General features: G+C 67.6%; 22 protein-coding genes and 1 other RNA gene. 12 read left to right on the top strand and 11 right to left on the bottom strand.

Annotation, left to right across the window (positions count from 1 at the left end):
• Window positions 1–51: 51 nt before the first annotated feature.
• From OMP43_RS04820 to OMP43_RS04855, 8 genes are all read left to right on the top strand, one after another.
• Window positions 52–417, top strand: a complete 366-nt coding sequence (locus OMP43_RS04820) for a response regulator (RefSeq protein WP_086129096.1) — start codon at window positions 52–54, stop codon at window positions 415–417.
• A gap of 22 nt (window positions 418–439) precedes the next feature.
• Entirely contained in the window at window positions 440–1,531 is a 1,092-nt protein-coding gene (gene cheB / locus OMP43_RS04825) for a chemotaxis-specific protein-glutamate methyltransferase CheB (protein ID WP_280278588.1), read from the top strand.
• A complete protein-coding gene (locus OMP43_RS04830) occupies window positions 1,528–2,373 on the top strand; it encodes a protein-glutamate O-methyltransferase CheR (protein WP_280278589.1) in 846 nt (281 codons plus the stop codon). Before cheB ends, OMP43_RS04830 begins: the two co-directional genes overlap by 4 nt.
• Window positions 2,374–2,407: 34 nt before the next feature.
• A complete protein-coding gene (locus OMP43_RS04835; protein ID WP_280278590.1) occupies window positions 2,408–3,109 on the top strand; it encodes an N-acetylmuramoyl-L-alanine amidase in 702 nt (233 codons plus the stop codon).
• Window positions 3,110–3,187: 78 nt separating this feature from the next.
• Complete coding sequence (locus OMP43_RS04840) at window positions 3,188–3,484, top strand: hypothetical protein (RefSeq protein ID WP_280278591.1); 297 nt, start codon at window positions 3,188–3,190, stop codon at window positions 3,482–3,484.
• 40 nt (window positions 3,485–3,524) lie between these two features.
• An RNA gene (rnpB, locus tag OMP43_RS04845) (RNase P RNA component class A) lies at window positions 3,525–3,890 on the top strand.
• 58 nt (window positions 3,891–3,948) lie between these two features.
• A complete protein-coding gene (locus tag OMP43_RS04850) occupies window positions 3,949–4,485 on the top strand; it encodes a J domain-containing protein (RefSeq protein WP_086129407.1) in 537 nt (178 codons plus the stop codon).
• Window positions 4,482–4,787, top strand: coding sequence for a (2Fe-2S) ferredoxin domain-containing protein (locus OMP43_RS04855; protein WP_280278592.1), 306 nt, complete (start codon window positions 4,482–4,484; stop codon window positions 4,785–4,787). The genes OMP43_RS04850 and OMP43_RS04855 overlap by 4 nt, the downstream gene beginning before the upstream one ends.
• A 35-nt stretch (window positions 4,788–4,822) precedes the next feature.
• On the opposite strand, the gene OMP43_RS04860 is transcribed toward OMP43_RS04855, so the two are convergent.
• The 10 genes from OMP43_RS04860 to pspA all read right to left on the bottom strand — a co-directional run bounded on the left by OMP43_RS04860 (window position 4,823) and on the right by pspA (window position 8,301).
• Window positions 4,823–5,230: a SufE family protein gene (locus OMP43_RS04860; protein WP_280278593.1), complete on the bottom strand. Its 408-nt coding sequence runs from the start codon at window positions 5,228–5,230 to the stop codon at window positions 4,823–4,825.
• 24 nt (window positions 5,231–5,254) lie between these two features.
• Window positions 5,255–5,440, bottom strand: a complete 186-nt coding sequence (locus OMP43_RS04865; protein WP_280278648.1) for a hypothetical protein — start codon at window positions 5,438–5,440, stop codon at window positions 5,255–5,257.
• A gap of 86 nt (window positions 5,441–5,526) precedes the next feature.
• Entirely contained in the window at window positions 5,527–5,802 is a 276-nt protein-coding gene (locus OMP43_RS04870) for a hypothetical protein (protein ID WP_280278594.1), read from the bottom strand.
• Window positions 5,803–5,833: 31 nt separating this feature from the next.
• Entirely contained in the window at window positions 5,834–5,959 is a 126-nt protein-coding gene (locus OMP43_RS04875; RefSeq protein WP_280278595.1) for a hypothetical protein, read from the bottom strand.
• Window positions 5,960–6,008: 49 nt separating this feature from the next.
• Window positions 6,009–6,281: a hypothetical protein gene (locus OMP43_RS04880; protein WP_280278596.1), complete on the bottom strand. Its 273-nt coding sequence runs from the start codon at window positions 6,279–6,281 to the stop codon at window positions 6,009–6,011.
• Window positions 6,282–6,291: 10 nt separating this feature from the next.
• Window positions 6,292–6,612: a hypothetical protein gene (locus tag OMP43_RS04885; RefSeq protein WP_208413397.1), complete on the bottom strand. Its 321-nt coding sequence runs from the start codon at window positions 6,610–6,612 to the stop codon at window positions 6,292–6,294.
• A gap of 25 nt (window positions 6,613–6,637) precedes the next feature.
• Window positions 6,638–6,898, bottom strand: a complete 261-nt coding sequence (locus OMP43_RS04890; RefSeq protein WP_280278649.1) for a hypothetical protein — start codon at window positions 6,896–6,898, stop codon at window positions 6,638–6,640.
• Window positions 6,899–6,980: 82 nt separating this feature from the next.
• Window positions 6,981–7,355 carry an envelope stress response membrane protein PspC gene (gene pspC, locus OMP43_RS04895; protein WP_280278597.1) on the bottom strand — a complete coding sequence of 125 codons (375 nt, stop codon included), beginning with the start codon at window positions 7,353–7,355 and terminating at the stop codon, window positions 6,981–6,983.
• Window position 7,356: 1 nt separating this feature from the next.
• Entirely contained in the window at window positions 7,357–7,629 is a 273-nt protein-coding gene (pspB, locus tag OMP43_RS04900) for an envelope stress response membrane protein PspB (RefSeq protein WP_280278598.1), read from the bottom strand.
• A 3-nt stretch (window positions 7,630–7,632) separates the two neighbouring features.
• Window positions 7,633–8,301 carry a phage shock protein PspA gene (pspA, locus tag OMP43_RS04905; RefSeq protein WP_280278599.1) on the bottom strand — a complete coding sequence of 223 codons (669 nt, stop codon included), beginning with the start codon at window positions 8,299–8,301 and terminating at the stop codon, window positions 7,633–7,635.
• A 399-nt stretch (window positions 8,302–8,700) separates the two neighbouring features.
• Between pspA and pspF the strand changes: the two genes are divergently transcribed.
• The 4 genes from pspF to OMP43_RS04925 all read left to right on the top strand — a co-directional run bounded on the left by pspF (window position 8,701) and on the right by OMP43_RS04925 (window position 11,481).
• Window positions 8,701–9,741, top strand: a complete 1,041-nt coding sequence (pspF, locus tag OMP43_RS04910) for a phage shock protein operon transcriptional activator (protein WP_280278600.1) — start codon at window positions 8,701–8,703, stop codon at window positions 9,739–9,741.
• A gap of 296 nt (window positions 9,742–10,037) precedes the next feature.
• Window positions 10,038–10,661, top strand: coding sequence for a superoxide dismutase (locus OMP43_RS04915; RefSeq protein ID WP_280278601.1), 624 nt, complete (start codon window positions 10,038–10,040; stop codon window positions 10,659–10,661).
• 110 nt (window positions 10,662–10,771) lie between these two features.
• Complete coding sequence (locus tag OMP43_RS04920; protein WP_280278602.1) at window positions 10,772–11,062, top strand: hypothetical protein; 291 nt, start codon at window positions 10,772–10,774, stop codon at window positions 11,060–11,062.
• Between the two features lie 71 nt (window positions 11,063–11,133).
• Window positions 11,134–11,481, top strand: coding sequence for a hypothetical protein (locus tag OMP43_RS04925; protein WP_280278603.1), 348 nt, complete (start codon window positions 11,134–11,136; stop codon window positions 11,479–11,481).
• A gap of 62 nt (window positions 11,482–11,543) precedes the next feature.
• Here OMP43_RS04925 and OMP43_RS04930 read toward each other — a convergent pair whose 3' ends face one another.
• Window positions 11,544–13,289: a chloride channel protein gene (locus OMP43_RS04930; RefSeq protein WP_280278604.1), complete on the bottom strand. Its 1,746-nt coding sequence runs from the start codon at window positions 13,287–13,289 to the stop codon at window positions 11,544–11,546.
• Between the last annotated feature and the right edge of the window lie 7 nt (window positions 13,290–13,296).

Below are 13,296 nucleotides of genomic sequence, written 5' to 3' on the forward strand. Positions count from 1 at the left end.
TCGTGCACTGTCCACTCCACCTAGAGCGCTGAAAGCGGGGAACAGGGGAAAATGAAGACTTGTCTGGTCGTCGACGATTCCAAGGTGATCCGGAAGGTCGCCCGGCATATCCTGGAAACGCTCGACTTCGAAGTGCGCGAGGCCGGTGACGGCCGCGAGGCGCTCGACTCCTGCCTGCAGACGCCGCCGGATGTGATCCTGCTCGACTGGAACATGCCCGTGATGAGCGGCATGGACTTCCTGCGCGCGCTGAAGGATTCGGGGCTGCCGCAGCGCCCAAAGGTGGTGTTCTGCACCACCGAGAACGGCATGGCCTATATCCGCGCCGCCATCGAGGCGGGCGCCGACGAATATGTCATGAAGCCGTTCGACCGCGAGACGCTGGAAAGCAAGCTGCAGATCGTCGGCGTCGCCTGAGCGGCGCATGAGGGAGCCACAAGTGGCGCAGGCATCTCTTGCGGACACCGGATATGGCGGCACTCCCGCCGGGCCGGCGCAGGTGCTGATCGTCGACGATTCGGTCGTCGCGCGGTCGGTGCTGGGGCGAATGGTGGAGGGGACGCGCCGTTTCCGCGTCGCCGCCGCCTATAGCGACGTGCGCGCGGCGCTCGACTATCTCAAGACGCACAGCGTCGACATCATCCTGCTCGATATCGAGATGCCGGGAATCGACGGCATCACCGCGCTGCCCGATGTGATCGCGGCGGGGCGCGGCGCCAAGGTGCTGATCGTGTCCTCGGCGGCCGAGCAGGGCGCGGCGGTGACCGTGCAGGCGCTGGCGCTGGGGGCGGCGGACACGCTGGTGAAGCCCGGCATCGGCGCGTTCGGCGGCCGCTTCGCCGAAGTGCTGGAGGAGCGGCTCTCGCGCCTGCTCGAGGCCCAGGCCCATGCCCATGCGCAGCCCGAGCCGGCGGCGCCGCATCCGCACTATCAGTTCCCCGTCCAGGCGCCCGAGGGCTTCGACCTCGTCGCGATTGGCGCGTCGACGGGCGGCATCCATGCGCTCAGCCAGCTGCTGCGCGCGATCCCGGCGAGCTTCCAGGTGCCGATCCTGGTGACCCAGCACCTGCCGGTCTCGTTCATGAGCTATTTCGCCACCCAGCTCGCCGTGCTCGGCGGCCGGCCCTGCGAAGTCGCGGCCGACCGGATGCGCATCCGGCCCGGCCGGATCATCGTCGCCCCCGGCGACGCTCATATGCGCGTGGTCCGCACTTCCGACGGCGCGGCGATCCGCCTGACTCATGAGAAGGCGCCGAGCGGCTGCATGCCCTCGGTCGATCCCATGTTCGAGAGCGTCGCCGAAGTGTTCGGCGGCCGCGCGCTGGGCGTGGTGCTGAGCGGCATGGGCCGCGACGGCTGCGAGGGCGCCAGGGACCTGTGCGATGCCGGTGCGCGCGTGCTGGCGCAGGATCGCGCCAGCTCGGTGGTGTGGGGCATGCCCGGCGCGGTCGCCAATGCCGGGCGGGCGAGCGCGATCTTGCCCCCGGACGAGATCGGGCGGCTGATCGCCCGCGGCGGAGGCGGAGCATGATCCCGGGCTCCACGCCGATCGCCTCGGCCGGCGCGATGAACATGATCGCGGCGCTGCTCGAGCAGCGGGCCGGCCAGCAGATCGCGGCGAACCGCACCTGGCGGATCGAGACGGCGCTGAAGCCGATCCTGCGCGCGCGCGGGCTGGCCAGCCTCGACGAGCTGGTGGCCCAACTGATCGCGGCGCGCACCGGGGAGCTGGCGGACCTGGTGGTCGACGCGCTGCTCAACCAGGAGACCAGCTTCTTCCGCGACGCCGCCGTGCTCGACATGATCGTGGACGCGGCGGAGGCGATGCAGGCCGAGGCGGGCAGCCGCCGCCTGCGCATCTGGTCCGCCGGCTGCTCGACGGGGCAGGAGCCGCTGAGCCTCGCCATGCTCTTCTCCGAGCGCGGCCTGCCCGACCCCGAGATCGTGGCGACCGACGTCTCGCCCGCGGCGCTGGCACGGGCGCGGAGCGGGCGCTTCTCGCAGTTCGAGATCCAGCGCGGCCTGCCCGTGCGCCGGATGATGGCCTGGTTCGACACGGTGGGCGCCGATTGGGCCGCCAAGCCCGAGCTGGTGCGCAAGCTCCAGTTCCGCCAGCACAATCTGACCCTCGATCCTGCTCCGGCGGGCATGTTCGACATCATCCTGTGCCGCAACGTGATGCTCTATTTCTCGCTCGCGGTGCGCCGCAAGGTGTTCGACAGCCTGGCTTCGGCGATGCGGCCCGGCGGGCTGCTGGCGCTGGGGGCCGGGGAGACGGTGATCGGCCAGACCGATCATTTCGTGCCCTGCGAGCGCTATCGCGGCTTCTATCGCCCGGTCGACACGCCGGGGACGCTGCGCGCGGCGGGTTGATCGCGGCGGCCCTGCGCGGCTAGCGTCGTGCACGATGCACAACGGCCTGGCCTTTCTCGACGCGCCTTCGCCCAATTTCGATGCGCGGGCGCTGCCCGTCACGATGATCGTGCTGCACTATACCGGCATGGAGAGCGCCGCCGCGGCGCTCGACCGGCTGCGCGATCCCGCGGCGAAGGTCTCCGCCCATTATCTGGTCGACGAGGACGGCACGATCCACCGGCTGGTGCCCGAGGAGAAGCGCGCCTGGCATGCCGGCCGCTCGCACTGGCGCGGGATCACCGACGTGAATTCCGCCTCGGTCGGCATCGAGATCGTCAATCCCGGCCATGAGCATGGCTATCGCCCGTTCCCGGCCGAGCAGATGGGGGCGCTGATCCCGCTCGTCGCCGAGGTCAAGGCGCGCTACGGCATCACCCGCGGCAACGTCGTCGGCCATTCGGACGTGGCGCCGGCGCGCAAGCAGGATCCGGGCGAACTGTTCAACTGGCACGCGCTCGCCCGCCTGCGCCTGGCGCTGCCGCGCCCCACGAAGAACCTGATGGATCCGGGCTGGCCCGATGCCGGCTTCATCATGGCGCTCGAGCGTTTCGGCTATGACGTCACCGACGAGCAGGCCGCGGTTGTCGCCTTTCAGCGCCGTTTCCGGCCCGAGATGATCGATGGCGAGATCGACATGGAATGCCGCTGCCTGCTGCTCGCGCTGCTCCTGCCCAAGCCCCAGGGCGACGATTAGTTACGCAGGCGTGCACCATATCCATGCAGGCTATTGCAAGTATAGGATGATCTATAGGAAGGCGGAGGTGGTCACGCCTTGAGCAGCAATATCGGCTTTACTTCCCTGGGCCCGGTCCAGGCCTATCTCTCCGGCGTTGCCCGCGCCGACGCGCGCGGCGACGTGCCCGCTTCCGTCAACATCCCTACGGTGAGCGAGGCTACCGAGGCCGTGCAGCGGATCGCGCGGGTGCGCGGCGCCGACGGCGTGACCGGCCTGGGATCGGACTATCGCAAGATCGCGCTGGCATCGGGCCTGAACGTTACCTGGCGAGTCGAGGTGATGGCCTGGGGCACCGCCGTGCTGCGCGCCGCCGAACCGGGTAAAACATCCTGAGCCCTTGCAGTCGCGGGCGGCTTCGCTAGAGCGGTCCTCGCCAGAGGGTCGGGCGGCCGCGGGTGCGCAAGCACGCGAGGAAAGTCCGGGCTCCACGGAAACACGGTGCCGGGTAATGCCCGGCGGGGGCGACCCCAGGGAAAGTGCCACAGAGAGCAGACCGCCTACCTCCTTCGGGAGCGGCAAGGGTGAAAGGGTGCGGCAAGAGCGCACCGCGCGACCGGTAACGGAAGCGGCACGGCAAACCCCACCGGGAGCAAGACCGAATAGGGGCGGCGCATGGGCCTGGTTCCGGCCCGTCGCCCGGGTTGGTTGCTGGAGCGGCGGAGCGATCCGTCGCCTAGAGGAATGGTCGCACATCGCCGTCAGGCGAGGACAGAACCCGGCTTATAGACCCTCTGGCATTTCATCTTGCGGAGCGCCATCGCGCTTGCGCCGACCGAACGAGGGGCTATCTGGGCGGCATGGCAAGATCGACACGCTCGACCGACTGGGGGTTTCCGCGCTGGCGCGCGTACGGCGCCGAGCGGGAGGCCGTGCAGGTGCGCATGTGCGATCGCCATGGCTGCGACCAGCCGGGCGATCGGCCCGCCCCCAAATCGCCGAACAGCCGTGAGCGCTGGTATTTCTGCGAGGCGCACGCCGCCGAGTATAACCGCAACTGGGATTACTTCGCTGGCCTGACCGCGGAGGAGGCGGCCAAGCGCGAGGCGGACGAACGGCGCGACGCGTCGGGCTTCGCCGAGGCGAAATATAATGGCTGGGCGGGCCCGGGCGACGGCAGCCGCTCGCGCGACGAGATGCGCGCGCTCGAGGTGCTCGAGCTCGAGGTCGATGCCGATTTCGAAGCGGTGCGTGGTGCCTGGCGCCGGCTCGCCAAGGTGAATCACCCCGATGTGAAGCCGGGCGATGCCGAGGCGGCCCAGCGCTTCCAGGCGATCCAGGCGGCCTATGACGTGCTCAAGGCGGCCGAGGAACGACGGACGTGGAAGGGCGATTGAAACACCGCGTTTCCGCCAACTGGGGGCAAACGATCCTGGTCTGCGCGAAATGCTCGAAGAAGCTGAAAGGCGGCTTCGGGCCCAAGGGGCGCACGCCGCTCGCCAAGGCGCTGCGCAGGCATCTAGGCCTGAAGAAGGGCCGCAAGGCCGAGGCGGGGATCGTCGAGGTGAAGTGCATGGGCGTCTGCCCGCGCGGCGCTGTGACGGTGGTCGATGCCGGCGGGCCGAGGGAATGGCTGCTCGTGCCGAAGGGCACGGATCTGGACCTGGTGGCCGGGGAACTGGGGCTGGGGCGGGACTGAGCATTGGCATTCCCCTCCCTTCCAGGAAGGGGGTTTCACGCCGCGTATCGCTCCGCCGTCTCGCGCACCAGGGCGATCATGTTGGGGATGCCCTGGGTCCGGTTGGAGCTCAGCTGGTTCTTCAGATCGAACGGCGCGAGCGCGGCTTCGATATCGGTCGCCAATATCTCGGCCGGGGCCTGGTCCTGTACCGCGAGCAGCACCAGCGCGATGATGCCCTTGGTGATCGCCGCGTTCGAATCGGCGAGGAAATGGAGCCGGCCATCGTCGCGCCGGGTGGGGTAGACCCAGACCGCGGCGGAACAGCCGCGGACCAGGGTGGCGTGGGTCTTGAGCACGTCGGGCATTGCTTCCAGCCCGCGGCCCAGATCGATCAGCAGGCGATAGCGGTCATCGGCTTCGAGGAACGCATATTCTTCTGCCAAGTCGTCGAGGCTGGTCATGCCCCGCCGCTAGCCGGGTGAACCTCAGAGGTCCACCCCGGCCGCGATCGCTTCGAGCTTGCGGATGCGCTCCTTGAGATCGGCGATCTCGATCCGCGAGGCCGCGGTGGGCATCGCGGGCACCGTTTCCGGCGCATGATGGGCATCGAGCTCCTGCTGCTTTAGGGCCAGCCAGCCGCGCCAGCCCGAAAGGCCCGCCGCGATGATCATGCCCAGCCCGGCCAGGCCGGAAAGGGCGAGCGTGAGATAGATAGTCGGATCCTGGGTCACGTCATGCCTCCGTTGGTCTGACGCATTCAGTTCTTGTCGCGCAGCGATTCGATCTCGCGGTCGAGACGAAGGCTGCCTTCGGTGTCGGTGATCACGCGCTCGAGGACCTGGACGCGCTCCTTGAGAGCCCGGATCTCGTCGCGGAGCCGGGCATTCTCGGCGGTGGCGACGCCATCCGCGACGGGGCTGCCGTGAGGGAGCTCGTTGCCGTCCCTGTCCTTGCGGATGCCGTAGCGCGCCTTGATGACGCTGCCGATCGTGACGATCACGACAATCGCGAAAACCATCTCGAACGGGTTCATTCCACTACTCCTTCAGACGCGCTACGCTGGATCAGTTCTGCTGGGTGGCCCGGGCGAGCCGCTCGGCGCGGCGGACGGGGCGATCCCGCTTCTCGGCGAGGACAATAGCTCCCCCGCACAGTGCCGTCAGCACTGCGAACACTATGATGGCAATCATGTCGGACTTTCCTCTTACTGGCGGCGCGCGGTGCGCCGCGTGGGAACTCTCAGTTCAGCGGCGGGACATCCCGCAGCTTCTCGATTTCGTCGGAGAGGTCGATGCCCTTGTCGGTCACGATCCGCTCCAGCACCCGGACGCGCTGTTCGAGCCGTTCGGTCTGCGCCGCATATTGGGCGGCCTTTTCGGCGACCATCTGCGCCTCGAGCTCCAGCTTGCGCTGCTGCAGCGCGATCCAGGGCTTGATGAACACGCCACCCAGGATCGCCAGCAGGCCGCAGGAGATGCCCAGGATCGGGATGAGCAGGGGACTGATCGACATCGGTACCTCCTCAGTTATGCGGGCCGCGCAGCTGCTCGATCTCGCGGTCGAGCATATGGGCGCCGTCGGTCACGATCCGCTCGACATTGGCGAGCCGGTCCTTGACCGCGCCCAGTTCGGCGCGGAGCTGGGCATTCTCCTGGCTCAGGAGCTTGATCCGCTCCATCGCCTCGTCGCTGTTCTGCGGGTAGATCGCCTGGCCCCACGAACCGTCGAGGGGATAGCCATGCTTCACGCGCATCCAGGTGGTGAGCACCCAGCCGAGGATCCCCGCGATGCCCACGATGGTGATCGCCGGGGCGAAGGCGGTGAAGAGTTGAACCTTTTCCATCTTTTCTCTCTCCTTGGGCCGTCGCTCAGCGCAGGCTGTCGATTTCGCGGGCCACGCGCTCGGCGGGATCGGTGGCGATCCGCTCCAGTACCGCGATCCGCTCCTCCAGCCGGCTGATCTGGCCGGTCAGCCGCTCATTCTCCGAGGCGAGCAGCGCGATCTTGCGGTCTGCCTCCAGGTCTCCGGCCTGGCCCCGGAAGCTGCGGCGGCCGCGGCGGCCATCCTCATCCTCGATCGGGTAGCCGTGCTTGGCGCGGACCCAGGTCTGGAAGGCCCGGGATGCCATCACCGCAGCGACGATCAGCACCGGTACCAGCCAACTCAACTCCCTCATCTCTTCCTCCCTGTTGACTTACCTGGCGATTGGCTCAGCGCAGGCTGTCGATCTCATCGGCGAGCCGGGTGTTGCGGCTCGTATAGTACATCTCGATATCGGCCAGGCGGCGGTCGATGTCGCGGAACTTCGAGCGGACCTCGGCGGTCGAGCGGCTCGGGTTGCTGCGCACGCCCTGCCAGAACTTGGCTTCCTCGGGGCCCTGGTAGAGGCCGTTGGGCTTGGCCGGGGCCAGCCAGGCGATCAGCAGATAGGCGACCAGGCCCATCGGGAAGGTGCTGAAGGTGACCAGGACCATGCCGAGGCGAAGCCAGAGCACGTCGATGCCCGTATAGTCCGCCAGGCCCGAACAGACGCCCAGCCACTTGCCATTGGCCTTGTCGAGATAGAATCTGGTGCGGCTCGACATCTCAGTTCCTCCGGGAAATATCATAGGGGCTCTGTTCGGAGCGAACGTCGCGGACAGGGCGGAAATCGGGGTTGTCGGCGGCGATGATCCGCTCGATCGTGAGCAGGCGCTCCTCGAGCTGACGGGCAGTGTAGTGCAGCTCGTCCAGCAGCTTCTCGTCCTCGTTGGTGATCGTGCCCGACTGCTTCCACTTGGTGATGTAGTGCATGATCACCCAGGGGAGGCCGATGAAGAGCATCCCGACGATGACGATGGGAAGGAAGACGTCTTCCATCGCTTATTCTCCCTTGCCGAGGCGCTTCTTCAGGGCTTCGAGCTCGGCATCCACCTTTTCCGACGAGCGGAGTTCGGCGATTTCCTCGTCGAGGGTCTTCGGCGCGGCGCCCAGCCCGGCGGCATCGGCGCGGCCCTCGGCCAGATCGACCCGACGCTCGAGCACGTCGAAGCGCGAGAAGGCGTCCTGCATGCGGCTGCCATTGGTCATCTCGCGCAGGCGCACCCGGTTGTTGGCGCTCTCCATGCGAGTGACGATCGAGTTCTGGCGGGCGCGAGCCTCGCGCAGCTTGGTCTGGAGCTTGTTGATGTCCTCCTCCGAAGCGCGCAGCGCCTCGTCGAGCACCGAGATCTCCTCCGAAAGCTGCTCGCACATGTCGGCGGCCTTCTGCTTCTCGACCAGCGCGGCCTTGGCCAGATCCTCGCGGCCCTTCGAGAGCGCCAGCTCCGCCTTCTCGGTCCAGCTCTCCTGGAGCTTCTCGAGCTTGGCGATGTGGCGGCGCATCTCCTTCTGGTCCGCGATGGTGCGGGCCGCGGAAGCGCGGACCTCGACCAGGGTTTCCTCCATCTCGAGGATGATCATGCGGACCATCTTCGCCGGATCCTCCGCCTTGTCGAGCAGATCGGTGACGTTGGCGGCGATGATGTCACGGGTTCGCGAGAAGATACCCATTTCGTCGTTACTCCTTCGTTTCTGTTTCCTGCCGGGAGGGGCCTAGGGGGTGACCCCTCCCGTCAGGTTTCCGCTCGCGAGGGGCTGCGAGCGGGAGACCCTTGTCGTTTCGTTCAGGCCATCACCGGGCCGACCGTGCCGGCCATGATGACCAGGCTGGCGGCTACCGAAAGAGCCACCGAGAAGAAGGCGTTGCGGTAGTAGGCGGCGTTGGCGGTCATGTTCCTGTTCCTTGAACCTTGGCGTTTTTCCAGGCCCGTCAGCGGGCTTGCCCCAAGCATTGCAGGGGGCGTGCCAATTTGTGAAAACCGCAGAAATCCGCCATTTTTGCCATTCATTCGGCGTTCAGGTGCGGGATTGCACTTGCCAAGTGTTGGGAAAATACACCAAGGATTTGGCATGGAGCGCATAACCCAGGTCATCGGCCAGTCCTCGGCATTTCTCGACGCGCTGGAACGCGCCAGCCGGGCCGCGGCGCTCGATCGCCCGGTGCTGGTGATCGGCGAGCGCGGCACCGGCAAGGAACTGGTCGCCGAGCGCCTCCACCGCCTGTCCCCGCGCTGGGACCAGCCGCTGGTCACGATGAACTGCGCGGCGCTGCCGGAGACCCTGATCGAGGCCGAGCTGTTCGGCCATGAGGCGGGGGCCTTCACGGGTGCGACCAAGGCGCGGGTGGGGCGGTTCGAGGAGGCGCATCGCGGCACGCTGTTCCTGGACGAGCTCGGCACGCTGTCGATGGGCGCGCAGGAAAGACTGCTGCGCGCGGTGGAATATGGCGAGATCACGCGGATCGGCTCGTCGCGGCCGGTGCAGGTCGATGTCCGCATCGTCGCGGCGACCAACGAGCATCTGCCCGAGCGGGTGGAAAAGGGCAGCTTCCGCGCCGACCTGCTCGACCGGCTGAGCTTCGAAGTGGTGACGCTGCCGCCGCTCCGGCATCGCGGCGGCGATGTCGAGGTGCTGGCGGAATTCTATGGCCGGCGCATGGCGTCCGAGATCGGCTGGGTGGACTGGCCGGGCTGGGGCCCGCATGCGCTCGACATCCTCACCCACTATGACTGGCCGGGCAATGTCCGCGAGCTGCGCAACGTCGTCGAGCGCGCGGTCTATCGCTGGGAGCAGGACGGGCCGATCGACGCGATCGAGATCGACCCCTTCCAGTCGCCCTGGCGCATGCGCCCGATGCAGGGCAGCGCCTCGTCCGCACCGGCGCCCGCGCCGGCCGGCCCCGCGCCGATCGTGCTCGAGGAACAGCCCGCGATCGTCGCGGGGGCGGCCGACTTCAAGGGCCGGGTAGCGCGCTTCGAGAAGGAGCTGCTGCAGCGGGCGCTCGCCGACCACCGCTTCAACCAGCGTGCCACGGCGGAGGCGCTGGGGCTGACCTATGACCAGCTTCGGCACGCGCTGAAGCGGCACGAACTGCTCCAGGTGGGGGGCTGACGGCTCTCTCGCGCAGCCCGTTCCTCATCCCTGTTTTGCCTTCTCGTCATCCCCGCCTGTGCCGGGATGACGGGGTTCGGCGCGGCGGCTCGTCGGAGGAAACAAGTCCAGCAAAATCAAGCTAATGATTAGCGTTTGCAACAGTAATTCCGCCAATCGCCCGCGATCGGAATTTTCATTTGCGCGACGCAACGATTTTTCCGCGACAGCGGCGAATTTTGCGCGCTAGGGGAGGGACCGCATCGCCCGGCGGTTCGTTGGCCGGGTGAACCCCCTGGTGACCTGGAGAGACCCGCATGGCTTTCGAACTTCCCCCGCTTCCGTTCGACAAGGACGCGCTGGCGCCGCACATGTCGGCGGAGACGCTCGAGTTCCATCACGGCAAGCATCACAAGGCCTATGTCGACAAGACCAACGGCTTCATCGCGGAGAAGGGCCTGGAGGGCCGCAAGCTCAGCGAAGTGATCGCGCATGCCAAGGCTACGGGCGACAAGGGCCTGTTCAACAACTCCGCGCAGATCTGGAACCACAGCTTCTTCTGGCAGGGCCTGACCGGCGAGAAGACCGCGCCGAGCGGCAAGCTCGCCGAGCTGATCGATGCGCAATATGGCTCGACCGACGAGCTGGTGAAGAAGCTGATCGCGGAATCGACCAACCATTTCTCGAACGGCTGGGGCTGGCTGGTGCTCGACGGCGACGCGCTCAAGGTCACCTCGCTGCACGACGCCGACACGCCGGTGGTCTATGAGGGTATGAAGCCGCTGCTCACGATCGACGTGTGGGAGCACGCCTATTACATCGACTATCGCAACCTGCGTCCGAAGTATCTCGAGACGATCACCGCGAACATCATCAACTGGGACTTCGTGTCGCAGAACCTCGACGGCGCCGGCGTGAGCCGCGCGGATCAGGACAGCTGATCCTTCGCGAACATCGATTTAGGGAAGGGGCGTCCGAGCGATCGGGCGCCCCTTTTCCGTTCCGCGCACTGTTCTTGCCGTCACCTACCGTGAGGTAGTATCCGTTATCCATGCTCAATCTCGATAGAGAACAGCCTGCAGGGCAGATTTTTGGTCGCCGACAGCATTGGTCCTGTGGCCGTGCTAAGGTGCTGGTCAGTTTCAGTAATGACGAGGATCGCTGCGCGGTATTCATATCCAATGCTCCGGATGGCTCGGGAGAGGGGCTGCTCTTCACGGAATTGGGGCTTTCAGAACGGCCAGGTTTTACGCTCGAACCGTCCATCGACTGTTTCGCCATAGGTTGCCCGGTCAACGCGCTTGATGATCTGCTGTCGAGGCTGGCAGCGCGACTGGCCTGAGGCTCGCATTCAGCGCCCCTTCAACCACCGAGCCCGACCCTCCCGCCAACACTGCTTTGGGGAAAGTCGTGATGCGCCGCTATCTGATCCCGATACCCCTGCTCATCGCCGCCGCGCCGGCTTCCGCCCAGATCTGGGGCGGGCCGACCATGCAGGGGGCCTCGGGCAGCTCGATGGGCCATGACCGGAGCGCCGCCGAGACGGCGAGGATCCGCAGCGACATCCGGGACGGCCGCGACAGCGGGCAGTTGACTCGTCGCCAGGCGAAGCAGCTCAAGCGCGAGGCCTTTCAGATCGACACGCTGGAAGCGCGCTACGCCGCCGGCGGGCTGAGCCCCGCCGAGGAAGCCGAACTGTTCGCCCGGCGCGAGGCGCTGCGCAACGACGTGATCGCCAAGCGGACCGGCGCTCGGAATTAGTCCGTCCGCCCTTCTTCGTCATCCCCGCGAAGGCGGGGATGACGGATAGAGAGTGAAGCGCCTCAAGTCTCGCCGTACAGCTCCCGCTGCGAGCGCTCCAGCTCTTCTGCATAGCGGCGGCGGGCATGCCGCTCGGTGATCAGGCCGAGGACCCGGCCATCGGGGGTGACCACCGCCAGATCGTCCGCGGCGACGCGATCGAACATTTCCAGCACCTCCCCGATCCCCAGCTCGGGTACGAGCCTGGCCTGGGACAGTTTCCCCAGCGTGCCGATCTCCGCCACCGGCTCGACATCGGGCGACCAGGCTGCGGCCGTCTCGACGATGCCGGCATAATGGCCCTTCCCGTCGAGCAGCACGACGCGCGTGGTCGATCCCAGCGGAAAGCGTTCCCGGAACGCCGAGACGCTGGCGTCGGCGGCGAGCTGGGGCACGTCGCGGCGCATCATCTGCCCGGCGGTGAGCGCGCGCATCCAGCCGACGTCGCGGCCGCTGCGCAGCGTCTCTCCCCGCAGATGCAGCCGCCAGGTGGAGAAGCTGTAGCCGAAGGTCTCGCGCGCCACGGTGGAGGAGATCAGGGTGGCAGCGACGGCGACGCCGGTGATGTTGAAGTCGTGCGTCACTTCCAGCACCAGCAGCGACATGGTGAGCGGGCCGCCGACCACCGCCACGGCGAGCGCGGCCATGCCGACCACGGTGGCGTCGTCGGGGGCGAGGACGTGGAGTCCGGGGATCTGCGCCAGCACCACCTGGTAGAGCCGCCCGACCAGCGAGCCGAGGAACAGCGAGGCGAAGAACAGGCCGCCGCGAAAGCCGAAGCCGAGCGACACCGCCGAGGCGAGCATCTTGAGCAGGATGGTCAGCGCCAGCCCGGCGATGGTGACTTCCGCCATCAGGTTGAGATTGAGCGCGCCATGGCCGCCCGAAAGCGTCTGGTGCGAGAGCAGGCCGAGCGGCACCAGCAGCAGCCCGCCGGCCAGCGGCGCCCAGTGCGCGGGCAAGGGCGAGCGATGCACGGCGCGCTCGACCAGCGAGACCAGCCGCATCAAGGCGATGCCGATCCCCGCGCAGAGCAAGCCGAGGATCGCGTAGAGCATATAATCGGCGGTGCCGATCGGGTGCATGCCGCCGGCCGCGATCACATAGGGCGTCATGCCCATCGCGCGGGCCAGCACCGCGGCGGCGAGCGCGGCGAGCATCACCGGGGCGACGGTGGCGGTGCTATAGGCGCCGAGCACCACTTCGAAGGCGTAGAAGGCGCCTGCGAGCGGGGCACCGAATGCGGCGCTGACCGCCGCGCCCGCGCCGGCGGCCATCAAGGTGCGCAGGTCGCTCCGCCGGAGCTTGATCCGCTGCCCGAGCAGCGATGCCAGGCCGCCGCCGGCCTGGGCATAGGCCGCCTCGAGCCCCACCGAGGCGCCGAAGCCGTTGGAGAGCAGGGTGGTGCCGACCACCATGGCCGTGTCGCGCGCGGGGATGCGGCCGCCGTGCAGCGCATTGGCCTCGACAATGTCGACCGCCTGGCGCCGGCGCAGGCACCACAGGGCCAGGCCGAGCAGCGCGCCGCCGATGGGCAGGGCGATCAGCCGCCAGGGCGCGATCGCCTCCGCGGCGCTCAAATGCTCGCCCTGTGCCAGCCCGAACAGCAGCCGTTGGGTACCCCGTGCGATCTGGCCGAGCGCGATCGCGCACAGGCCGGCGCCGAGCCCGACGAGCAGCGCCAGCGCCAGGAACCACAGGGCGTTGGAACGGATCTGCCGGCGCAGCCAATTGGCCGCGCGGACCGTGCGATAGCGCGCCTGCGACACCGCGCCC

This window comes from Sphingomonas sp. CBMAI 2297 (assembly GCF_029870595.1).
Taxonomy (GTDB): Bacteria; Pseudomonadota; Alphaproteobacteria; order Sphingomonadales; family Sphingomonadaceae; genus Sphingomonas.